23 protein-coding genes are annotated in these 20,375 nt (G+C 60.1%); 7 read left to right on the plus strand and 16 right to left on the minus strand.

Going from position 1 to position 20,375, the window contains the following annotated elements:
- Positions 1-24 precede the first annotated feature (24 nt).
- On the plus strand, positions 25-777 hold the full coding sequence (locus D1222_RS12900) for a HesA/MoeB/ThiF family protein (protein ID WP_119454682.1): 753 nt from the start codon (positions 25-27) through the stop codon (positions 775-777).
- Here the strand turns inward: D1222_RS12900 and D1222_RS12905 are convergent.
- The 11 genes from D1222_RS12905 to D1222_RS12955 all read right to left on the minus strand — a co-directional run bounded on the left by D1222_RS12905 (position 774) and on the right by D1222_RS12955 (position 9,020).
- Positions 774-1,715, minus strand: coding sequence for an MBL fold metallo-hydrolase (locus D1222_RS12905; protein ID WP_119454683.1), 942 nt, complete (start codon positions 1,713-1,715; stop codon positions 774-776). The genes D1222_RS12900 and D1222_RS12905 overlap by 4 nt on opposite strands.
- A gap of 79 nt (positions 1,716-1,794) precedes the next feature.
- A complete protein-coding gene (locus D1222_RS12910) occupies positions 1,795-2,268 on the minus strand; it encodes a PTS sugar transporter subunit IIA (RefSeq protein WP_119454684.1) in 474 nt (157 codons plus the stop codon).
- 19 nt (positions 2,269-2,287) lie between these two features.
- A complete protein-coding gene (gene hpf, locus D1222_RS12915; RefSeq protein ID WP_119454685.1) occupies positions 2,288-2,884 on the minus strand; it encodes a ribosome hibernation-promoting factor, HPF/YfiA family in 597 nt (198 codons plus the stop codon).
- Between the two features lie 115 nt (positions 2,885-2,999).
- Positions 3,000-4,511 (minus strand): RNA polymerase factor sigma-54, encoded by a 1,512-nt coding sequence (gene rpoN, locus D1222_RS12920; protein WP_119454686.1) that lies wholly within the window; start codon positions 4,509-4,511, stop codon positions 3,000-3,002.
- 5 nt (positions 4,512-4,516) lie between these two features.
- A complete protein-coding gene (gene lptB / locus D1222_RS12925) occupies positions 4,517-5,251 on the minus strand; it encodes an LPS export ABC transporter ATP-binding protein (RefSeq protein ID WP_119379905.1) in 735 nt (244 codons plus the stop codon).
- 88 nt (positions 5,252-5,339) lie between these two features.
- The gene (locus tag D1222_RS12930) at positions 5,340-5,876 is read right to left on the minus strand and encodes an LptA/OstA family protein (RefSeq protein ID WP_119454687.1); all 537 of its coding nucleotides are present in this window, start codon (positions 5,874-5,876) and stop codon (positions 5,340-5,342) included.
- A gap of 8 nt (positions 5,877-5,884) precedes the next feature.
- Positions 5,885-6,523 (minus strand): LPS export ABC transporter periplasmic protein LptC, encoded by a 639-nt coding sequence (gene lptC / locus D1222_RS12935; protein WP_119454688.1) that lies wholly within the window; start codon positions 6,521-6,523, stop codon positions 5,885-5,887.
- A gap of 137 nt (positions 6,524-6,660) precedes the next feature.
- Positions 6,661-7,275, minus strand: coding sequence for a ribonuclease D (locus tag D1222_RS12940; protein ID WP_119454689.1), 615 nt, complete (start codon positions 7,273-7,275; stop codon positions 6,661-6,663).
- A 57-nt stretch (positions 7,276-7,332) separates the two neighbouring features.
- Positions 7,333-7,995 carry a MotE family protein gene (locus D1222_RS12945; RefSeq protein ID WP_119454690.1) on the minus strand — a complete coding sequence of 221 codons (663 nt, stop codon included), beginning with the start codon at positions 7,993-7,995 and terminating at the stop codon, positions 7,333-7,335.
- Between the two features lie 14 nt (positions 7,996-8,009).
- A complete protein-coding gene (locus tag D1222_RS12950; RefSeq protein WP_119454691.1) occupies positions 8,010-8,504 on the minus strand; it encodes a DUF6468 domain-containing protein in 495 nt (164 codons plus the stop codon).
- Between the two features lie 3 nt (positions 8,505-8,507).
- Positions 8,508-9,020 (minus strand): flagellar basal body-associated FliL family protein, encoded by a 513-nt coding sequence (locus D1222_RS12955; protein WP_182481983.1) that lies wholly within the window; start codon positions 9,018-9,020, stop codon positions 8,508-8,510.
- 135 nt (positions 9,021-9,155) lie between these two features.
- Here D1222_RS12955 and fliF point away from each other — a divergent pair, with 135 nt between their 5' ends.
- Genes fliF through D1222_RS12980 form a run of 5 tightly spaced genes read left to right on the plus strand, consistent with a single transcriptional unit; the run spans position 9,156 to position 13,451 of the window.
- Entirely contained in the window at positions 9,156-10,676 is a 1,521-nt protein-coding gene (fliF, locus tag D1222_RS12960; RefSeq protein ID WP_119454693.1) for a flagellar basal-body MS-ring/collar protein FliF, read from the plus strand.
- Positions 10,669-11,265 carry a hypothetical protein gene (locus tag D1222_RS12965; protein WP_147371874.1) on the plus strand — a complete coding sequence of 199 codons (597 nt, stop codon included), beginning with the start codon at positions 10,669-10,671 and terminating at the stop codon, positions 11,263-11,265. Before fliF ends, D1222_RS12965 begins: the two co-directional genes overlap by 8 nt.
- A complete protein-coding gene (locus D1222_RS12970) occupies positions 11,265-11,588 on the plus strand; it encodes a FliM/FliN family flagellar motor switch protein (RefSeq protein WP_119454695.1) in 324 nt (107 codons plus the stop codon). The genes D1222_RS12965 and D1222_RS12970 overlap by 1 nt, the downstream gene beginning before the upstream one ends.
- A complete protein-coding gene (fliP, locus tag D1222_RS12975; protein WP_119454696.1) occupies positions 11,572-12,351 on the plus strand; it encodes a flagellar type III secretion system pore protein FliP in 780 nt (259 codons plus the stop codon). Before D1222_RS12970 ends, fliP begins: the two co-directional genes overlap by 17 nt.
- Positions 12,348-13,451: a FliG C-terminal domain-containing protein gene (locus D1222_RS12980; RefSeq protein ID WP_119454697.1), complete on the plus strand. Its 1,104-nt coding sequence runs from the start codon at positions 12,348-12,350 to the stop codon at positions 13,449-13,451. Before fliP ends, D1222_RS12980 begins: the two co-directional genes overlap by 4 nt.
- A 51-nt stretch (positions 13,452-13,502) precedes the next feature.
- On the opposite strand, the gene D1222_RS12985 is transcribed toward D1222_RS12980, so the two are convergent.
- From D1222_RS12985 to D1222_RS13005, 5 genes are read right to left on the minus strand one after another with little or no spacing between them, the layout of a single operon-like run.
- The gene (locus tag D1222_RS12985; protein WP_119454698.1) at positions 13,503-14,615 is read right to left on the minus strand and encodes a flagellar basal body P-ring protein FlgI; all 1,113 of its coding nucleotides are present in this window, start codon (positions 14,613-14,615) and stop codon (positions 13,503-13,505) included.
- A 4-nt stretch (positions 14,616-14,619) separates the two neighbouring features.
- Positions 14,620-15,606, minus strand: a complete 987-nt coding sequence (locus tag D1222_RS12990) for a flagellin (RefSeq protein ID WP_119454699.1) — start codon at positions 15,604-15,606, stop codon at positions 14,620-14,622.
- Position 15,607: 1 nt separating this feature from the next.
- The gene (gene flgK / locus D1222_RS12995; protein ID WP_119454700.1) at positions 15,608-17,047 is read right to left on the minus strand and encodes a flagellar hook-associated protein FlgK; all 1,440 of its coding nucleotides are present in this window, start codon (positions 17,045-17,047) and stop codon (positions 15,608-15,610) included.
- A 28-nt stretch (positions 17,048-17,075) separates the two neighbouring features.
- Complete coding sequence (locus D1222_RS13000; protein WP_182481984.1) at positions 17,076-18,380, minus strand: flagellar hook protein FlgE; 1,305 nt, start codon at positions 18,378-18,380, stop codon at positions 17,076-17,078.
- A 60-nt stretch (positions 18,381-18,440) separates the two neighbouring features.
- Positions 18,441-19,271, minus strand: coding sequence for a flagellar motor protein MotB (locus D1222_RS13005; protein WP_119454702.1), 831 nt, complete (start codon positions 19,269-19,271; stop codon positions 18,441-18,443).
- 247 nt (positions 19,272-19,518) lie between these two features.
- Here D1222_RS13005 and D1222_RS13010 point away from each other — a divergent pair, with 247 nt between their 5' ends.
- Positions 19,519-20,343 (plus strand): FliM/FliN family flagellar motor switch protein, encoded by an 825-nt coding sequence (locus D1222_RS13010; protein ID WP_182481985.1) that lies wholly within the window; start codon positions 19,519-19,521, stop codon positions 20,341-20,343.
- Positions 20,344-20,375: the final 32 nt, after the last annotated feature.

Below are 20,375 nucleotides of genomic sequence, written 5' to 3' on the forward strand. Positions count from 1 at the left end.
GCATCCGCCCTGCTAAGCGAGGGCATGGCACTCACTCCGCAGCAGCTCGACCGTCACAAGCGCCATATCCTGCTCAAGGAGATTGGTGGGCCGGGTGTGCAGAAGCTTATGAATGCGAAAGTGTCCATTATCGGCGCGGGTGCCCTTGGTGGGCCTTGCGCCATGTATCTCGCCGCTGCTGGCGTAGGTGAGATAGAGCTTTGGGACGCCGATACGGTGGACCGGTCGAACCTGCAGAGGCAGGTCCAGTTCACGGAAGACGATATCGGAGAGGCAAAGGTGCGCAGCCTCGCCGCGCGGCTGAAGGCGGCCAATGCCGATTGCCGCGTTAATGCCCAGCCCCGCCGCTGGAGCGTCGCGCAGAAGCTGTCAGGCGATATCCTGATCGATGCGACTGATAATTTCGAGACCCGGTTCGAGCTGAACAGGGCCGCACATGCGAGCGGACGCGTCCTCGTGTCCGGCGCGGCCACACGCTGGTCGGGGCAGGTGTCTGTGTTCGCGTCTGGCGTTAAGGCAGGCACGCCGTGCTATCAGTGTTTTGTGCCTGAAGCGCCGCCTGAGGCAGAAGCCTGCGAAGATGTCGGCGTCGTTGGCCCGGTGACTGGCATCGTCGCCTCGCACATGGCACTTGAGACGCTGAAGCTCGTCACCGGCGCCGGCCAGCCGCTGATTGGCAAGATCATCGTGCTGGACGGATTGGGCGGGGTCACGCGCCAGATTGGATTGCCGCGCGACCCGGCCTGTCCGGTATGTGGAATTGAATCCGGCGCCTAGCTGGAAAGGTCGGTGTAGATGAGCGCGGTAAAACGCTCAGCGTTGATGAAGCCCCAGTCCCATTCGCCTGCCCAGGGCGCGAGCGGATTGGCGGCCTGAACAGCCTCAAGCGACGCACCGCCCGACATTTCCTCTTCCACCGCAGCCACGGCAGCGATCATCATGTCACGCAGCTTCTTGATATCCTCACGCGTCGACTCCGGGCCATGGCCCGGGATGATGCGGGTCTCGTCATTGGTCATGTCGTAGAGCGTCGAGAGCGCCTTGATGTAACCAGCAAAGGTGCCGCCGCTCCACACATCCACGAATGGGAAGCGGCCGGAGAACATGACATCACCCGTGTGCAGCACATTGGCTTCTTCGAAATAGACAGCCGAGTCGCCGTCGGTATGGGCATCAGGAAGGTGGATGATGTGGATCGTCTGGCCGTTCAAATGAACGCGCATCTCTTCCGAATAGGTGAGTAGTGGCCATGCGGCTTCAGGCGCAGGTGGGGTGACGCGTGTTTCGCCGCCCATCTGGCTTGAATTCTCGGTGGTGAGGCGCGTGCGGACCCCGTCATGCGCGAGGATGGTCGCGCCGGTGTCTGCCATGGGCACGTTACCGCCCGTATGGTCGCCGTGCCAGTGCGTGTTCAGAAGGAAGCGCACTTCGGCTTCGCCAGAGATATCCTCGATAGCCGATAGCAGGGCAGGGGCCATGTCGGCATACTGGCTATCGATCACGAACGTGCCATCCTCGCCGGAGAGGACACCGATATTCCCGCCGCGGCCTGTCAGCATATAGATGCCATCGCCAAGGTCGTTGGTCTCGACAGTCGTGGGCGAGGCGGTCTGCGCCGTATGGGTGTGCGACCCGTGCGCCAATGCGGGCGCAGCACCTGCAAGTGCGAGCACAGCCAGCGCCGCGGTGGGTTGGGTAAAAGTCTTGAATGTCATTTGATGCCTCCCTCAGCTTTCGGGAGACAAGATGAGCCGGGCTCGGCGTTCGTCAATGGCGCGCGAGGCGGCCTTACGATCAGGCGGCGGAGGCCTTGGCGGCTTCCGGGCAAAGGATCTTGCGGATGTCCGACTTGTCCTTCGCCTTACGAAGCGCCTCACGGACGCTCGGCTGGCGAAGTGTACGGCTGACCTGTGCGAGGGCGCGGAGGTGATCAGCGCCCGACCCGACAGGCGCGATCAGCATGAAGACGAGGTCGCAAGGACGCTCGTCGACAGCATCAAAATCGACACCCGATTCCAGACGTACAAAGCCGCCAATCGGGTGTGGCAGACGGTCAATCCGGGCATGCGGAATGGCGACCCCTTCGCCGACACCCGTAGAGCCAAGACGTTCGCGCTCCATCACGGCATCGAAGATGTCGCGTGCATCGAGCTTCGTCCTGGCCGCAAGCGCCTGGCTGAGCAGCGTCAGCGCCTGTTTGCGGCTGTCTGCCGAAGAAGGTTCAAGAATTACGCCTTCAGCGAGAAGGCTCGTCAAATCAGTCGCCATAACGCGTCCGGATATTCTGTCAGGATTTGCTGTCTGCGGCCGGGTCGACCCAACCGATATTACCATCTGCACGCCTGTACACCATGTTGAGACCAGAGTGTTTAGCATTCCGGAACATGAGTGCGGGGGCGTCGGCAAGTTCAAGCTGAAGGACAGCGGCCGAGACCGTCATAGTGCGAATTTGTGCGGCAGCTTCTGCCACAATTACAGGCGCATTGCCGTCTTCGCCGGTTTCTGCGGGATCTTCATCCTCACCTTCAGGCGTGCCTTTCAGCACGAAGGCGGATGCAGGCTCGCTCGGGAAAGGCGACTGGCCGTTCTTGTGGTGATCCTTCAGGCGGCGCTTGTAGCGGCGCACGCGCTTTTCGATCTTGTTCAGCGCCTCATCGAGCGCGACATAAGGGTCTTCGGCCTTGCCGGTCGACTGCAGAATAATGCCGGATGGCAAATGAATGTTGCAATCGATTTCGGTCTCGTGACCGTTCGGACTGACGGTGACGTGACCATCAAAATCCCTGTCGAAGTATTTAGTGACGGCTGCTTCCAGGCCCGTTTCGATACGAGTCTTGAGCGACTCGCCGAGGTCCATCTTCCGTCCTGCTATTTGTATCTGCACGGAACTCTCCGGTTATGGGTCCCTAGTATAACGCCCAAAATCTGGGATTACGAGGCGTCGCCTCCATAATTTCGTGACACGTTGAGTCAATGCGCCCGGCGCAGGGCGTCTGACGTCAAGCGCTGGCGCGTATCTGGCGCCGTCGCTGCACACTGGAAGGAATATTGAGGCTTTCGCGATACTTCGCGACTGTGCGGCGGGCGATCTCGATGCCGAATTCTGTGAGAATCTCGACGATCTTGTCGTCTGACAGCACCTTTTTACCTTCATCGTCGATGAGCTGCTTGATGCGATAGCGGACCGCTTCTGCAGAGTGTGCATCGCCGCCAGCCGTGCCGGGAATGGCGGCAGAGAAGAAGTATTTCAGCTCAAACAGGCCGCGCGGTGTGCCCATATATTTGTTCGAGGTCACGCGGCTGACGGTGGACTCATGCATGTCGATTGCGTCAGCCACCTGTTTCAGGTTCAAAGGGCGCAGATGCGCGACGCCGTGCGCGAAGAAGGCGTCCTGCTGGCGCACGATCTCGCTCGCGACCTTAAGAATGGTGCGGGCGCGCTGGTCGAGTGACTTGATCAGCCAGGAAGCGTTCTGCGCGCACTCGGAAATGAATTCCTTCTCGCGCTCGCGCATTGGCAGGGCGCTGACCTCGGCATAGTAGGCCTTGTCCATAAGGACGCGAGGCAGCGTGTCTGAATTGAGCTCCACGGCAAACATGCCGTTTGGCATCTCGCGGACGAAAACGTCTGGGGCGACGGCGATCGTGGTGCCGCTGGCAAAAGCGGAGCCCGGGCGCGGTGTGAGCGATCGCAGTTCGGCGATCATGTCGAACACGTCTTCCTTGTCGACACCGCAGATGTCGCAAAGGCCCTTGATGTCGTGCTTGGCGACGAGGTCGAGATTCCTGACGAGCGCGTGCATGGCCGGGTCGAGCCGGTCACGATCTTTCAGCTGCAGGGCAAGGCATTCGCTGACGTCGCGGGCCATGACACCCACCGGTTCGAACCCCTGGCAGACTTCGAGGACGGCCTCGACATTCGCGGGATCCGCGCCAAGCGCGCTCGCCACTTCTTCAAGGTCGGTCTTGCAATAGCCTGCCTCGTCCGTCTCATCGACGAGACGTGCGGCGATCAGCTGGTCAGCCTGCGAGAGGCCAGACATGGAAATCTGCTTGTGAAGATGTTCATGCAGCGTGGTTTCAGAGCTGAGCGAGCCTTCAAAATCATAATCGTCGCCAGAGAAGCTGCCGCCTGATCCTGCCTGCGACCAGTCGGTGCGGGCGGACGGGCCGGACATTTCATTTGCCGTCGTCGCACTGTCTGACGTGGTGCCGCCGTCATAGAGGTCTTCCTTGGGCGCATCCATCGCTTCACGCGCTTCATTCAGCGCGGAGTTGTCATCGAGGTTGAGCTCTTCGCGCTTGGATGCGCGTTCTGGCAATTCGCGGTCGCTATCATCGCGTTCGCTGCTTTCGCCGTGTTCGAGCAGGGGATTGCGCTCGATCTCCGCCTCAACGAACTCAGCGAGTTCGATATTTGAGAGCTGCAGCAGCTTGATCGCTTGCTGCAATTGCGGGGTCATCACCAGGGACTGGCCCTGGCGCATGTCGAGACGTTGTGAAATGGCCATTGGCGTTACGCAGCAAACCGCTCGCCGAGATAGACCCTGCGCACATCCTCGTTCGACAGGACATCCTGAGGCGTACCTTCAAACAGCACACCACCATCATAGATGATCGATGCCCGGTCCACGATCTGAAGCGTCTCTCGCACCTGGTGGTCAGTGATCAGAACGCCTAGTCCGCGTTGCTTGAGATAACCGACCAGATCGGAAATGTCCGACACGGCGAGGGGGTCGATACCGGTAAACGGTTCGTCCAGAAGCATGAAACTCGGTCTGGAGGCGAGTGCACGTGCGATCTCCACGCGGCGCCGTTCACCCCCCGAAAGGGAGGTCGCAGGCTGTTCGCGAAGATGTGTGATGTGCAGCTCTTCCAGAAGGGCTTCGACTTCCCGCTTTCGAGCGGCCTTATCCTTTTCGACGAGCTCAACGACCGAGAGGATATTCTCCTCGACGCTCATCCCGCGAAAGATAGAGGCTTCCTGTGGCAGGTAACCGACACCCAGGCGTGCGCGCTGATACATAGGGAGGGTGGTTACATCCGCCCCGTCAATCTCGATCGTCCCGGCATCAGCGCCGATCAGACCCATGATCATGTAGAAACACGTTGTCTTGCCCGCGCCGTTCGGCCCGAGAAGACCAACAATCTCACCGCGTTGCAGGGAAAGGGACACGTTTCTGACGACCGTGCGCTTGCCAAAAGACTTGGCCAGCCCGTGTGCTACGAGACCAGTAGCTTCTGTCGTCATAAAACCCATTCCCTTGCCCGGCGCGGAAGTTTGCCGCCCGGATAAATGCTTATGCCATCAGGCTTAATATCCGTTTAGACCGGTCCGTTCAATTTGATGCATCTTCCGCAGGCGCTTCGCCCGCCGGGCGCTCATTCGGTGAGATGTTGAACTGGACCTGACCATCACCGCCATCAAGCGTCGTGCGGCCTTCTTCCAGGCGCATCACAAGGCGGCGGCCGGTTGCCACGTCTTCGCCGCGCACGAGGACAACTTCACCGGTCAGTGTAATCGTATCAGCCTTCGCGTCATAGGTGCCGACATCGCCGGTCGCCTTGAGGTCTGGCGTCACATAGAAAACCTCGCCTTCAGCGACCATGGACTCGATGTCGCCAAAGCCGCTCATGCCGGCGGTCTGGGTTGCACCCGTGCCACCGTAATAGATGGTGACCTTATCGGCGCGCAGGCGAGCATTGCCTTGCATGATATCGACATTGTCGATCAGCACGACCTGGCGCTGGCGTTCCATGACTTCGCTGGTATCGGCATTGACCCGGATTGGCCCGCCTTCGCCGGAAATCTGCGCAAGGGCCGCCGGTGCAGCGATTGCAGCCATGGCCAGTATCGTGGTCAGACGTCTCATCATTTCAGTACTTACTCCTCATCGACGGCCGGTGTCGCCGTATTTGCGGCCGATGCGTTGCCATGTGCATCGCGTCCGCCAGGAAAGATCATCATATTGACGTTACCGCGGCAACGCAGCCGATCGCCATCTTCAACAATTTCATACGTGTCGCAGGTCACATCGCCAAGGGGACCTGAGCCGACAAGTGGATCGATTCCGTCCACGCGTCCTTCGCTAATGAACATTTTCGCTGAAGTAGAACGGAAATCGTAGCCTTGGGCATCAATCAGCCGGACGTCTTCAAACAGGGCGAGTGTCTGCGCGGCCTGATCGTAAAGGCCTGAGGGCGCATCAATCTCGGTGCCGTCCTCCGTCACCAGCCGGGGGTTCTGCAGGGCGATCTGCTCTGGATTGTCGCGCTGGCGCTGGGCTGTGTCAGCCGTGATCACAATCGTGCTGCCGGTTTCGTCGCGGCCGGTGAACCTTGCATTCACCATGGTGACGACCTCTTCCGAAGTCAGCTGTTCGATCTTTCCGGGGCCGCTTGTAACAGCATTTGCCGCAAGGTGGCCGACCATGATACCAGCGGCAATAGCGGCGCCCGCCGTGAAGGCGAGCCTCAGCATGCCGACAAGCGAAGACCGTTTGCGCGCCTGCGCAAGCGTCATCTGCCGCCGAGGCTCCCAGAGGCTGAGGGCGCTATTTGAGTCTACAGCCAATAGCCTTGCTTTCCATTGCTACATGCCGTGTTCACGGCGCCCCTTACCCTCAGCCTATCAACGCCAATTGCGGCAATAGTCTGTCCCTAGCTGTGCGCGAAAATGTCTGTATCGCCCCAGCCTTCAAGGTCAAGTTGTGCCCGGACAGGCAGGAAGTCAAAACATGCCTGCGCGAGGGTCAGTCGGCCCTCTCTTTTGAGCATCTCTTCCAGGCCCGCCTTGATGGCATGGAGGTGCAACACGTCATTGGCGCAATACTGAAGCTGCGCGTCTGTGAGCTCTGGCGCGCCCCAGTCCGAAGACTGCTGGGCTTTCGACATGTCGACGCCTGCAATCTCACGCGCGACATCCTTCAGGCCGTGACGGTCTGTATAGGTGCGGCACAGTTTGGAGGCGATCTTCGTGCACCAGACCGGCGCGCAGTCGATGCCGAGCCACTGCTTCATCATGGCAACATCAAAACGGGCAAAGTGAAAGAGCTTCAGGCTGGAGGTGTCCGCCATCATTGCTTTCAGGTTCGGGCAATCGAAGCTGCGGTCCAGCTGGACGACATGCGCCGTCCCGTCGCCGCTCGAAAGCTGGACGACGCAAAGCGCATCACGGAACGGGTTGAGGCCCATCGCTTCGGTATCGACGGCAATTTCCCGGCCAAGATCAAGATCGCCGGGCAAATCGCCTTTATGCAAGGTGATTTTGTTCATGGACTGACGCCTTAGAGATTCTATTGGCGGACGCAAACGGTAAGTCGCAGAAAAGCCTTATGGAGCGCGGCTCGCAGAGCGGATATCGCGGTTTCGATTGGCCATCTGAACGCTCACCACATAGGCCTTGTCAGACTGCATGCTTGCGAGGATCAGGCCGGCCTGGTCGCTGTCCATCAGGCGCAGGAAACCGGCAGCGAAATTCGGGTCCATCTGGTTGAAGATGGGCGCAGCCTGATCAGGCTTCATCGCGCTATACATTCGGGTGAGATGCTCGAGGTCAGCTTCAGCGTTCACCGTCATCTCTTCCCAGCGCGACTCGACAGCCTGCTGAAGGGCGGAAAGCTCTTCAGCCTTCCGGCGAAGATCTGCCTCGCGGGCGCGAAGGTCGATCTCGCGTTGCTGGAAGTCGGCAGAGCGGGCCTGAAGCACACTCTGGTCGCTGGCAAGCGCGGCTGCGGCTTCTCCGGTGAGGCAGAATTCAGACGGAAGACCTTCCATCGGCTCAGTCGATACGGTCGAGGTAGCTGGTTCGCCATTCGACGCTGCAGCCGGCTGCGAAACGGGTGTGGCAGGACTTGCGGCGGCTTCGACCGCTGCGGCTGGAGGAGACGTGTTCTCCGCCGATGCCAGCGTGTCAGGCAGGATGCGCACAACGCCGCCCACGGTGAACAGAACACCGAGCGTGATCAGAACATGTGTGTGCGCTTTTCCGGCCATTGAGCGTTCAGGTCCTAATTATGGCTCTGGGTGACCCAGGCTTCTTCATCTTCGAAGAGAAAATCGCCGCTGCGCGCAGCTTTCTTTAGCCGATCCTGGCGCGCGCGCATTTCTTCAATAAGTTGTTCGAGACCGCCTTCGGACCCGGCGGGCATTTTTGCAGGGGCTGTCTCGCGCGCCGGTTCTTCATAGGTCGCGGCAGTGCGTGCGGGGCGGCGCGGGGCGCTATCTTCCGCGCGTTCAATCAGCGCTTCCAGACGATCGCAAGTCGCGTCGGCCTCTTTCATCATCTTGCTGAGCCGGGCGGCAAGCTCACCAGCCTGATTGCGGGTTTCCGTGGTCGCCGAAGAAACGGCCGACACCGATTTGGTCATCGCCATGATGGTGGCGCCGAGGCCGTCCCGGGTGTCCTGAAGCGACTTTAGCCTGCGCGACAGCTGCACGCAGTAGATGCACGCTGCGAGCGAGACGAGGAAAAGCGCAAGGTCAGTGATCTGAAATTCTGGCATGCGCTACCTCAACATGAATTCGGTTATCAGGACGCCGCGAGCGCGCTCTGCGCCAAGGACGAGTTCGGCGCGGCGGGAAAGCTGTTCCTTCAGGTCCGGATAGAAGGCTTCGGCTTCGAAGTCGGAAACATCGATGGCGCGCAGATAGGTAAGGAAGGCATCCTGCAGCATGGGAGACGCCGCCTGAACGGCCTCCACTTCGGCAGCTGGCGTCATCACGACAGCGTTGACCTTAACGTATCGCGCATTGGCCCCATCACCGACCGTGATGAGCATGTCTTCAAGCTCGACATAGCCGGTGTCGGCGCTCGCCAGCGGGGGCGGTCCTTCAGCATGTGTCGTGACCGCGCAAGCGGCCGATTCGGACTCACCGGAGGGCGCGAGAAAATAGACAACGCCGAATGCTGCGGCGCCACAAATGACAGCAATAATTGCAGAACTTACAAGGAGGTTGCCGCCGCTTTCGGCGGGCGCGGCATCATCTGCGTTCGGATTGCGGGCGTTATCAGCGGCCATCTGCCCCTCTCGGCAATGCATCATTCCACACCGCTGCTTTAGTAAATCCCCGGTAAAGGAAGCGTTAATGATTTCGCCCGATTTATTAATCATTCCATCTGGAGCGCTTTTCAGAAGCCGGGGCTGATATCCGCTATGAAATTTCTTGAGACCTTGAGATCCTTGCCGCCAAGCCGCCAGCTTGCCCTCGCGGCGGCGGTGCTTGGTGTCATCTTTGCGATGGTGTTCCTCGTCCAGGGCGCGATGAGCGAACCCAAATCGCTTCTCTACTCAAAGCTGGAGCCAGCGACCGCCGGTGAGGTGATCGAAGAACTGGAACAGCGCGGCATCGACTATGAGCTGCGCGGCGACTCGATCTTCATCGCGCAGAGCCAGCGCGACCAGGTTCGCTATGCGCTCGCCCGCCAGGGCCTGCCGCAGCAATCGGTCCAAGGCTATGAGCTGCTCGACGATGTGAACGGCTTTTCGGTAACGTCTGAGATGTACAATGCCGCCTATTGGCGCGCGAAGGAGGGCGAGCTGACGCGCACCATCCTCGCAATAGACGGCGTATCGGCAGCGCGTGTCCATATCGGCGCGAGCCTCGGTTCTGGCTTTGCCCGCTCGCAGACGCCGCAGACGGCATCCGTTACGCTCAGCACGGCCCATGACCTTTCGCCAGGTCAGGCCGAAGCAATCCAGTTTCTCGTCGCACTGGCCGTTGCCGGTCTCGCGCCGGAAGATGTCGCCGTGATCGATCCGGTAAAGGGCGTCATTGCCGGTCCGAACGTGGCGAAGGCCTCCCAGCCGTCGATTGCCGCCGACAATCAGGCGACCATGCTGGAAGACAAGATCATGCGGCTGATTGAAGCCCGCGTTGGCGCAGGCAATGCGCGCGTTTCGGTCAGCGTCGATGTGAACCGCCAGCGCCAGACCATTTCTGAACGTACCGTCGACCCGGAATCGCGGATCGTCCGCAGCCGTACGACAAATGATGTCAGCGAAACCAGCGCAGGAACGAGCGGGGCGCTCAGCGCGGCCAGCAACCTTCCACAGGGCACGGCTGGCGGCGAGGGCAATTCCAGCACGATGCGCAACTCGACCGAGAGCATCAATTACGAATTCAATGAGCGGCGCACCGAAACTGAACTCTTGCCCGGACAGGTGGAGCGTATCTCTATTGCGGTGCTGCTCAATGAAGATGCGCTGGTTCAGGAAGGGCTCGACCCAGCGGCTGCTCAAGCGGCTGCGCAGGAAATCCTGAGCGACTTCGAGCAACTTATCCTGTCAGGTGCCGGTCTCAACACTGCGCGCGGTGACACGCTGACCGTAGAGCTCATGCCTTTCCAGGTGGCCGAGGTCGCCGAGATGATGTCGGCACCAAGCATGGTTGAGACGCTGGTGCAGAACTATTTCTGGTCCGGTCTGCAGGCGGTGCTGCTTGGTCTGGTCGTCATCGTTCTTGGCCTCGGCGTGGTTCGCCCGCTCCTGTCTCAGAAGAAGCTGGAAACCGCTGCGCTCGAAGGGCCAGTGCCGGGTGACGCCGACACTGCGAGTGAGGAGTCGCCGGACCCATTCGTCTATCTCTCCGACTATACACGTGAGCGCCCGGACGAGGCTGTTGCCCTGCTGCAGTCCTGGCTGAGCGAGGACAGAAAGGCCGCGGTAAATGAGTAGAGCTGTCTTTGCCAGATTCCCCAATTTCGATTCCGTGCATGCGGGGGCGCCCGTCGCAACGGCAGCGCCAGCCCCCAATCCGCGTGACCGACTTGTGGAGCTTGAGCAAGCCCATGAGCGCGAAATGGAAAAGCGCAGGCGCGAGCAGGATACCCAGTTCAGCCGCCAGATGGGCGAAGTTCAGCTCATTCTCGACTCGCTCGCCGGCAAGGTCGAGAAGATCGAAGCGGATGCACGCCGTCAGACAGCAGCGTCGATTGCGGCCATCGCAGAGCGACTTTTCCCGAAACTCGCCCGGCGGTTCCTCGCTGAGGAGATTGCCCTCCACCTGGAAAAGATGATCCCGCCCGGTGAGGTCTGCATTGACATAAAGGCCGAACCACATCTGGCTGAGCAGCTGTACGAAACAATCCAGCGTTCCGCCCAGCTGGCCGACATCTGCAACGTGATACCGCAGGAAGATGCCTGCGGAAGCCGGGTCGATGTCAGCTGGAAAAGCGGCGGTCTGGATTTCGACTTTGATGGTCTGCTGGAGGCCTGCATTGGCCACCTGCGCAGCGAGCGGCCGAGTGAACAGGAGAGTGGGTGATGGCAAATCCTGAGGTTCAGCCAACTAGTGACGAGAGTGAAGACCGGCGAGATACCTCTCCGGTCAATCAGTTTCGCCGCGCGATCTATGGCGTCCCCGTTACCCTGACCGTATCCGTCGGCCAGCGCCGCCTCAGCGTACAGGAAGTGCTGGACCTCACGCCTGACTCTGTCATCGCGCTCGACTCGCGCATTGAAGACCCGGTCCGCCTGATGGTCGATGACAAGCTCATCGCACGGGGTGAACTGGTCGAGACCGACAATGGCGGCATTGCCGTCAAGATCACTGAAATTGCGGAAGAGGCTGATGCTTCTGAAGGCTAGGGATAGCGGACTGATCCTGCGTCTTGCCAGCCTGATTGCCTTTGCCCTGATCCTTGGCTTTGCAGCGCACGCGCAGGAAGCTGGCGAGGCGGGCGCGGCGCTGGATGCGGTGCTGGGTCAGGACGGCGAAGGCGGGCTGAGCGGCACCGTCATTATCCTGTTCCTTGTCGTGACGGTGCTCAGCCTCGTGCCGGGCCTCGCCATGATGGTGACCTGCCTGCCATTCCTGGTCATCGTGTTTTCATTCATCCGGCAGGCGCTTGGCGTTCAGCAGGCCCCGCCGAACATGATGCTGATGGCGCTCGCCATCTTCCTGACCTTCTTCATCATGGAGCCGACCTTCACGCAGGCCTGGGCCGATGGTGTCTCGCCCTATATTGACGGCGCCATCGATGAAGAAACGGCCTGGCAGCTGACCACAGATCCGTTCCGCACCTTCATGACCGCACGCGTTGAGCCGGGCACGATCACCGTTCTGGGCGATGCGCTCAACCGGCCTGTGGTCGAAGGCGAAGAGCCAGCCTTCTCGATGCTGGCGACGGGGTTCATGCTTTCTGAAATAAAACATGCATTTCAGATCGGATTTGTAATCTTTCTTCCATTTCTTGTTATTGATCTCGTCGTAGCGTCAGTCCTCATGGCCGTCGGCATGATGATGGTTCCGCCAACCGTCGTGTCGCTGCCGTTCAAGATCGGATTTTTCGTGCTGGCCGATGGCTGGCTGAAGATCACCGAGGCACTGGTAAGAGGATACGCCGGATGAGCGAGGCTGCGACGAGGCCCGGATCGAACGTTACCCAGATGCGCGCCCGTGCAGGCGCTGCACCGGGTAAGGCTGGCGCGATTCCGCCGGCACGGCGGGCGGCTGTCGTTATTGCGATGCTTGGCGAGCAGGCTGCGCGTCCAATCGTCGAGAAGCTGGACAATGCCTCGCTCGCGCAGGTCGCCAATGAGCTAGAGGCCGTTTCCTATCTCGGCCGCGAAGAGCTGACCGAAATCGTCATGGACTTCCTGCAGGCGCTACGCGCCACCAATGGCTCATTCCGGGGTGGGCGTGAACGCGCGCGTGAGATCGTTTCAAGCTTCCTCGATGAAAATCGCGCTGACATTGTTTTCGGCAATGTCGAAATGCCGAAACCTCAGCCCGTTTCCAAGTCCAGCGATGTCTGGACGCGCCTTGAAGCGCGAAAGCCAGCCGTCGTGGCTGCCTATCTTTCGCGGCTCACAGCGAACATCAGCGCGATTATCCTGCGCAAGCTGGACGTGGCCTTTGCGTCGGAAGTTGTTGGTCATCTTCAGGAGCCGATGCTGGACAGCACGATTGGCTATCTGGTTGGCGGCGAAGATGTCGATAGCGAGATCGAGGATGTCGTTGCCCAGATGGTTGAGATCGAATTTCTCAATCAGGTTCAGACGACGGAGAGCGAAGGAAACGCCAACGCCGAGTCGGTTGGCGAGCTCCTCAGCCTGCTGCCGAACCATACGCGGGCGCGTATCATGTCCTTCATCCGCACTGAGCATGAAGACAAATTCGAGAGCATCGAGAAAGTCATGTTCACGATCGAAGGCCTGCCAGAAATCCTGGCGCGCCAGTCGGTGCCTGTCGTGTTCAAGGAGCTGGGCGAGGATACGCTTGTGCCGGTTCTCGCGACCCTGACCGGCCCTGCGCAACGCGTGCAGGACTACCTGCTGGAGAACATCTCTTCACGCCTTGCGGTACAGTATCGCGACTCGCTGTCAGACCCGAACCGCACGCCGGTCGAAGACCCGGATGCGACGCAGCGCACCTTCCTGACGACTCTGATGTCGATGAAGCGCCGCGGGCTTATCACGCTGGAAAAGGCGCCGGCGAAGGCAGGCTAGGGCAGCAACGGGCGAACCATCACCCGGGCGTCTCTCGTCTGACCGAGTTGTTTACTGGACAATCAGGTCAGCGTGCAGGGCGCCTGCCGCTTTCATCGTCCGGATGATGTCGCCCATTTCCTGTGGGGACACGCCGAGCGCATTGAGGCCTGCGATCAGCTGCGAGAGCGTCACATTAGCGTCGAGCGTTGCGATGTTGCGCGTGCCGGTCTGACCGATTTCGATCTGCGAACGGGGCAGGACGATCGACTCGCCATCGGCAAACGGGTTTGGCTGCGAGACAACAGGTGTTTCGGTCACTTTGATCGAAATATCGCCTTGAGCGATGGCCACACGCGAAATGGTGACATCCTTGCCAAGGACGATGGTGCCGGACTGCTCATCAATCACGATGCGGGCAGGCACAGCGACTTCAATTGGCAGGTTCTCGATGCTGGCGAGGACGCGAGAGGGTGAACCTTGGAGACTGCGCAGGTCGATATCGACGGTGCCCGGGTCGCGCGTGTAGGCGACGGGAGAGCCAATCGCGGCATTGATCGTATCTTCGATGCGGGCCGCCGTGGTGAAGTCTGGTTCGCGAAGGGCCAGGACCAGCGAGTTGCGGTCATTGAACTGGTAGGGGATCTCGCGCTCAACGCGCGCGCCGTTCGGGATGGCGCCCTGCGTTGGCGTGCCGCGACGGGCACGTGCGCCGTCTGCCTTCACGTCGATGCCAGAGACCACGATGCTGCCCTGAGCGACGGCGTAGACTTCATTGTCAGCGCCCTTGAGGGGCGTGAGCACCAGCGTGCCGCCTTCAAGGCTTTCGGCATCGCCGATGGAAGCCACTGAAATGTCCAGCGTCGAGCCGTTGCGGGCAAAGGATGGCAGTGTCGCGGTGACGAGCACAGCAGCGACATTGTCCGGCTTGATGTCCTCGCCCTGCACGTTCACGCCGAGGCGCTCAAGCATGTAGGTGAGCGAATCCTCGGTGAAGGGGGAGTTTCGCACCGAGTCGCCAGTGCCGTTGAGGCCGACCACGATGCCGTAGCCGATCAGGTCGTTCTGACGTACGCCTTCGACGTCGACCACATCGCGGATCCGGGTCTGCGCGTCGGCTTGCAGGGCAGGCGGAGAGGTAATGGCGAGCGCTGCGAGGGCGAGAAGAGCGAGGATCGGCTTCATCAGATCACCTTAGGAAGTTCATGAGGCTGAGCTGCGAAAGTCTTGCGGTCAGCATGTAAGAGGCTTCGAGGCTCGCCTCGAGGGCTTTAAGTTCTGCGGCGGCTTCATACTGGTCGCGGGACGTCATTCCCTCCAGCAGACTGTTCACGACCAGCCGCTCCTTGGCCAGGCTGTCGAGACCTGTTGCAACGCGCTCCTGAAGGATGCCGTTAGCGGCGCGCAACTGGGTCAGTGCAGCATCAGCCTGCACCAGGCTGTCAGCCGATGCGGAGATGACGTCAAGGGTTTCGGAGGTTGCGAGATTGTCGAGGCCATCGCCTGGGCCGGCCATCGCTAGCACGCCGAGATTGCGAAGCGTCTGTAGGATGGCGGGGTCAAGGCCTGTGACAGCGTCGCCGTCAGAGCTGGTCTTCGCGCCGCGATAGAAGCTGTTTGCGAAGTCGCCCGTATCCAGATCAAAATAGGCGTCGAGCCGCGTGTTGAAGTCCGCCTTGTCGGTGGCTGCGTCCGCGATCGCGCGCAGGTCCGCCATGAAGTCATCAGGTGACCCGAAGGGTGCCTTGTCGGTCGCATCCCCGGAAAACAGGAAGCGTTCGCCGTGGCGTGAATTGAGAGCAATCAGGGCCCCGTCGAGTTGAGCGCGCGCATCCTGTGCAAGTGCTGTTCGTTCTACGGGTGAACCTGCGCTCAGGCTGTCGAGCGCGCGCACTGAAATCTCGGCGAGGCCTTCCTGCATGCGCGAAAGGCTTTGCTGTGTGATATCGAGGCGGCTTTCGCGCAGTTGCAGCAGGCTCGTGTCGCGGTCAATCTTGTTGAGCGCGTCATTCGCGACCATCGCTCTGCCGATCTGTCCAGAGAGGTGGGCGGTCGGGTCGGCGGTACGCCCAGTGACAGCTTCGCTCGATGTCCGGTCGATCCGGTCACGAATTGACTGAATGTCACGGCTGAGCTGCGTCGTGATCGAGTTCGCAAGATAGGACTTGTTGATCATCCTAGAGCTCCATCAGCCTGAGCAACATCTGATTGGCGACTTCAATGACGCGTGCATTCGCGGCATAGGCCTGCTCAATCTGAAGAAGCAGCTGCATCTGTTCGTCTACATCGACGCCGGTCTGTTTCTGTTCGGCTTCGACCATGATGGAGTGTTGGGCGGCAGTTGAGGCCTCAACGGCTTCGCTTGAAACGCGCATCTGGCCTGTGCGTGAGGCGAAACCTGCGACAAGGCCTGTCGCGGTATAACTTCCCTGAAAGCCGCCATCGGCAAGCGTGCGGTTCGCGGTCATCGCGTCCAGCATCGCGTTGAAAAGGCTGCCATCCCCGGCGTCGCCAGGTGCAACGGCGTCGAGGCCATCGCGAAGCAATGAGAGTTGGCCGCCCTGAAGCGGATCGATCAGCGGGTTGATCGAAATTCGGGCTGCGACACCTGCGCCAGCGCCTGGATCTGTATCGATCAGAAGGCTCGTATTTGCGCCGCCGGCAAGATCGGCATTGTCGAGGCGCGCCATGATATCGCTCGCCACGGTGTCGAGCTGGTCCTGAAATCCGGGTAGGTCTGTGTCGCGCAACGTGAAAAGCGCGCCAAACAGGCCACTTGAGATGGCGCCATAAGAGGCCGCGCCGGGTGTGATTTCCACGTCGCCGACCTTGAGGCCGGAGAGGGCGCCCGTATCGATACCGTCGCCGGGGCCGACAGCTGTGCCGGGGGTAAACTCCAACTCGCGAGCGCCGCCTGCCAGAAGGAACACGCCTTCCTTGGTGACGATGTCGATCGTGCCCCCATTCCGCGCAACAGTCTGCACGGGCAAAAATTCGGAGATTGTGTCTACGTAGCGCTGGCGCTCATCCATCAGCGCGGCAGCCTTTGCAGAGCTTCTATCAGTACCGGCAAGTTGCGCATTCAGCGCCTGCACCTGCTTCAGCGCATCATTGACGGTATCCACGCCGTTCGCGATTTCGCGGTCGGCCTCAATACGTTCAGAGGCAATGAAGTCTGACAGGCTGTTGAATTCAGATGCAAGCGCGCGGACGGAGTCGACGATAGCATTCAGATTGGCCTGCGACTCGGGCGTCGCCGCTGCGTTGGCAAGCGCGGACTCGAAGTTCGACATCATCGAGAAGAGACCTGTGCCATCGACACTGTCGCCCAGTCGCGCAGACAGGGATGCCCAGGTAGATGACATGACGCTCGCCTGCGCCAGATCGCTGCCTGAATTCATCCGCTGCGCCGTCAGCGGATCACTCGTTGCGCGCCCCACGCCATCCACCCGTACGCCGGATGGATTGGTGGAGGTCATCTGCTCACTGACAAGCACCGAACGCCGGACATAGCCCGGCGTTGTCGCGTTCGATACGTTCGTTGCGACCATATCCGCCCGCAGACCGGTCACTTGCAGACCGGTGCGGGCGGTATTGATGGCGTTTGACAGACTCAAGGCTTAGCCCTCGCGCTCAGCGACTGGTCTAGCGTTTCAGGTTGGTGGTTTCCTGAAGCATCTCATCGACGGTCTGCACGATCTTCGCATTCGACGAATAAGCGCGCTGTGTTTCGATGAGGTCGGTCAGCTCAGCTGCGATGTCCGTCGTCGACTCCATCAGCGAGTAGCCTGCGACTTCACCGACTGGGCCCGTACCGGCATCCCAGAGATACAGGTTGCCACTTTCAGCGGAGACCGAGAATGCCTGACCGTCCTTGGCGCGAAGACCATTCATGTTCGGCACATCGCCGACAGGTATCTGGTAGAGCGCGCGGCGGTAGCCAGAGTTATAGACGGCTTGCAGGAAACCTTTCTCGTCGACTTCAACCGACTGAAGGTCGCCGATTGGGGCGCCGTCCTTGGTCACATTGGTCGGTGAGAACGGGGCAGACAGCTGGGTCACGCCCGTCGTGCCGCCCGGCTTGCCGACCATCACGTCAACGTCGCCATGAGGAAGGGTGAGGGTCATGATGCCCGTATCTTCGTCATAAACGGTGCCGACAGCAGGGGTGACGTCGTCAAGGCGGCCGCCTTGGTCGACAGCATCGGTAAAGTCGAGGGTCAGTTCTGCAATCGGGTCTGTGCCATCTGTCGCGCTATCAAAGACCTGCACGGTCCACTGATTGGTTGCGCCGTCAGCGGGTACGTTCGGGACGAAAGACAGCGACAGGGTCTGGGCGCGGCCGATATTGTCGAAGTATTCGATCGGAAGATCATATGGCTGGCCAGAGGCGCCTGCGAGCGTCGCATCGGCTGGCAGGTTGATACCGAGATCGATACGGGACGTCGGCGAGGCCACATATTGAGAGGCGGAGATGTTCACCGGCTGAAGGTTCGCGCCGCTATTGCGGCTGACGGTACCAATGCCGCCATCGCTATCCACGGCCCAGCCCAGAAGGAACATGCCGCTTTGGGTGCGAAGGTTACCGGACTCATCTGCATAGAAGGAGCCGGTCGGAAGGAGCATGAGTTCACGTTCAGACGCGAGAGAGCCCACACCAGCGCCATCCGTCACCGGAAGGAGGCCGCGGCCGCCAACGGCGATATCGGTCGAGTTACCCGTATTGATGAGTGACCCGGTCTGCTGAATATCCTTGAAGGTGTTCACGGTCACACCGCCAGCCGCGTAAGCGGAGGCCTGCTTCTGGATCACCATGCTGGAAAAGTCAGCGACGCTGCGCTTGTAGCCGTAAGTCGAAGAGTTCGCGATATTGTCGGAGATCGTGGACAAACGGCTCGCGTTTGAATTCAGCCCCATTACTCCTGCATTCAGGGACGACGAGATACTCATTGACAACTCCTTTGTCAGATTTCCTCTGAAATTGGAGCTGAATGTTTAATAGACGGATAATTAGCTCGCGGCGGGGTCTGGCGCGTCCGTCATGATGGTGATCGAGATGCGGCGATTACGCGCTGCGGAAGGGTCACCAGGCACCAGGGGATCAGTATCGGCCCGACCAGAAACCTCGCGGACACGGCTGACCGGGAAGCCATTGGCGGCAAGAAGCTGGCGGGCTGTATTGGCCCGATCCGAAGACAGGCGCCAGTTGTCATAGCCAGCCGCGCCCCGGAACGGGCGGTTGTCAGTGTGGCCGACAATCTTCACGTCATTCTCAAAGGCGTTCAGCGAGTTGGAGACTGCGTCCAGAAGGTCTGTCATCAGTGCTGTCGGCTCACTGCGGCCAAGTTCAAACAGGGGGCGGCTTTCGGAATCGACGATCTCGAGCACGATGCCTTCTGGCGTCATCTTCACCATGAGATGCTCGGAAAGGCGTTCTGGATCATCGCCCAGTTCCTCGCGCATCTCTTCAAGATCGCGCTGGATGTCCGTGTGGCGCATCTGCTCGAGCGAATGGCCGTCACCAATGCCTGTTGCGCCGGTACCGACCTTGGCAGCGGAATCGTCTGCCATGAGAGAGCTGCCATTGAGTCCGTCAGCGCCGCCGCCGGACACACGGCTGACAGGAATGGACGGGTTGAAGTAGTCAGCGATGCCCTTGCGCTGGTCTTCCGTCGTCGCATTCAGCAGCCACATCAGCAGAAAGAACGCCATCATGGCGGTCACAAAGTCCGCATAAGCAACTTTCCAGGCACCGCCATGGTGCCCGTCGCCTTTGACAACTTTTTTTCTCTTTATGATCGTGACGTGATCGTGATGCGCGTTTGACGGCGATTGTGCCATGAGATGGACCCGCTTTCTGCAGTTTCAGCATCCCCAATAACAGAGAGTGGCTGACACATCGTCTAAGCGGCAGGCGCGATTGGCGCCGTATCCCTAACGAAACATTTACCAAATCCACCGACACCGGACTGTGGAGAAATAGCCAATCAGCTGAGGGGCTGGCGTGTCGGAAACATTGCTCAAAATGATGAGGTCAGCGGGCGGATTACCCCCGTCCCTCCTGCAATGTGAGCCACTTTGGGCAACCATGTCCAAAGCGTGCGAGACATGGCTGAAAGAGGCCCTCGGCTTCGAGATGAAGGCCCAGATCGGTGCGCGCCAGCTTTGTAACCATGAACAGGCCAAGCTGCGTATTCGTGAAAAATTCGGCTATATTTGTTTACCTCGAGGTACTGGCGGCCTTCACGGTATTTCGCTCGGCGCCTCGCTTGCCGAACGGTTCGTTGCCCGCCGTCTCAAGGAAGACCTTTCACACGTCGAGATCGCGCCGCCGCTCTTCCTTCGCCTGATGTGCGACAAGCCAGTGCGCAGACTGATGAGCGATCTGTCGCGTGCTGTTCCTGCCGGTCTCGCCCTTCCGGACGACTATATGGTGGCTGACCCGGCAGGCCTGCCCGAAGTGTTTCCCGAAGGACCCAAGCTCGTCGCCATAACTTTCAATCTGTTCGGACGCGGCGATGTTGAACCTACGGCCCGGCTGGACTTCTATTATGACGTCGAGAGCCTGACAGCTCATGCCGAACGGCTGGATCGTGCAGCCGCCGCGAGCGTGAAGCCGAAACCTGCGATCGACAAATCCAATCTGATCAAGTCGATCCGCCGGTCGAGTGTCGGTCTTGATGCGGTGCTGGCCAAGCTACCAATCACGGTTGCCGATTGCTCTCGTCTGAAGGTTGGGCAGGTGCTGCCACTGACGGATGCAGATGACGGCAAACTTTACCTGCACGCGGAGACCCTGACCGGACCTGTGGAAATCGGTGAGGCCGAATTAGGCAACTGGAAAGACAGACGCGCCATAAAGCTGACTTCGCCCCTGCTGGAGAGTTTCGTTCAGGAGCTATCGGGCGCCTGAACGAGGGAATTATCCGCGCCCCAAACGGCGCG

This window comes from Henriciella algicola (assembly GCF_003576245.1).
Lineage (GTDB): Bacteria > Pseudomonadota > Alphaproteobacteria > Caulobacterales > Hyphomonadaceae > Henriciella > Henriciella algicola.

Bases quoted from the DNA above. Each gene is read 5' to 3' on its own strand.
- D1222_RS12950 (WP_119454691.1), bottom strand. From the start codon at position 8,504: ATGCCAGAATTTCAGATCACTGACCTTGCGCTTTTCCTCGTCTCGCTC.
- D1222_RS12970 (WP_119454695.1), top strand. From the start codon at position 11,265: ATGGCAAATCCTGAGGTTCAGCCAACTAGTGACGAGAGTGAAGACCGG.
- rpoN (WP_119454686.1), bottom strand. From the start codon at position 4,511: ATGGCCATTTCACAACGTCTCGACATGCGCCAGGGCCAGTCCCTGGTG.
- D1222_RS12985 (WP_119454698.1), bottom strand. From the start codon at position 14,615: ATGAAGCCGATCCTCGCTCTTCTCGCCCTCGCAGCGCTCGCCATTACC.
- D1222_RS12955 (WP_182481983.1), bottom strand. From the start codon at position 9,020: ATGGCCGCTGATAACGCCCGCAATCCGAACGCAGATGATGCCGCGCCC.
- lptC (WP_119454688.1), bottom strand. From the start codon at position 6,523: ATGACGCTTGCGCAGGCGCGCAAACGGTCTTCGCTTGTCGGCATGCTG.
- D1222_RS13000 (WP_182481984.1), bottom strand. From the start codon at position 18,380: ATGAGTATCTCGTCGTCCCTGAATGCAGGAGTAATGGGGCTGAATTCA.
- D1222_RS12940 (WP_119454689.1), bottom strand. From the start codon at position 7,275: ATGAACAAAATCACCTTGCATAAAGGCGATTTGCCCGGCGATCTTGAT.
- fliF (WP_119454693.1), top strand. From the start codon at position 9,156: ATGAAATTTCTTGAGACCTTGAGATCCTTGCCGCCAAGCCGCCAGCTT.
- D1222_RS12930 (WP_119454687.1), bottom strand. From the start codon at position 5,876: ATGATGAGACGTCTGACCACGATACTGGCCATGGCTGCAATCGCTGCA.
- D1222_RS13010 (WP_182481985.1), top strand. From the start codon at position 19,519: ATGTCCAAAGCGTGCGAGACATGGCTGAAAGAGGCCCTCGGCTTCGAG.
- fliP (WP_119454696.1), top strand. From the start codon at position 11,572: ATGCTTCTGAAGGCTAGGGATAGCGGACTGATCCTGCGTCTTGCCAGC.
- D1222_RS13005 (WP_119454702.1), bottom strand. From the start codon at position 19,271: ATGGCACAATCGCCGTCAAACGCGCATCACGATCACGTCACGATCATA.
- D1222_RS12945 (WP_119454690.1), bottom strand. From the start codon at position 7,995: ATGGCCGGAAAAGCGCACACACATGTTCTGATCACGCTCGGTGTTCTG.
- D1222_RS12980 (WP_119454697.1), top strand. From the start codon at position 12,348: ATGAGCGAGGCTGCGACGAGGCCCGGATCGAACGTTACCCAGATGCGC.
- lptB (WP_119379905.1), bottom strand. From the start codon at position 5,251: ATGACGACAGAAGCTACTGGTCTCGTAGCACACGGGCTGGCCAAGTCT.
- D1222_RS12990 (WP_119454699.1), bottom strand. From the start codon at position 15,606: ATGATCAACAAGTCCTATCTTGCGAACTCGATCACGACGCAGCTCAGC.
- D1222_RS12965 (WP_147371874.1), top strand. From the start codon at position 10,669: ATGAGTAGAGCTGTCTTTGCCAGATTCCCCAATTTCGATTCCGTGCAT.
- D1222_RS12900 (WP_119454682.1), top strand. From the start codon at position 25: ATGGCACTCACTCCGCAGCAGCTCGACCGTCACAAGCGCCATATCCTG.
- D1222_RS12910 (WP_119454684.1), bottom strand. From the start codon at position 2,268: ATGGCGACTGATTTGACGAGCCTTCTCGCTGAAGGCGTAATTCTTGAA.
- D1222_RS12905 (WP_119454683.1), bottom strand. From the start codon at position 1,715: ATGACATTCAAGACTTTTACCCAACCCACCGCGGCGCTGGCTGTGCTC.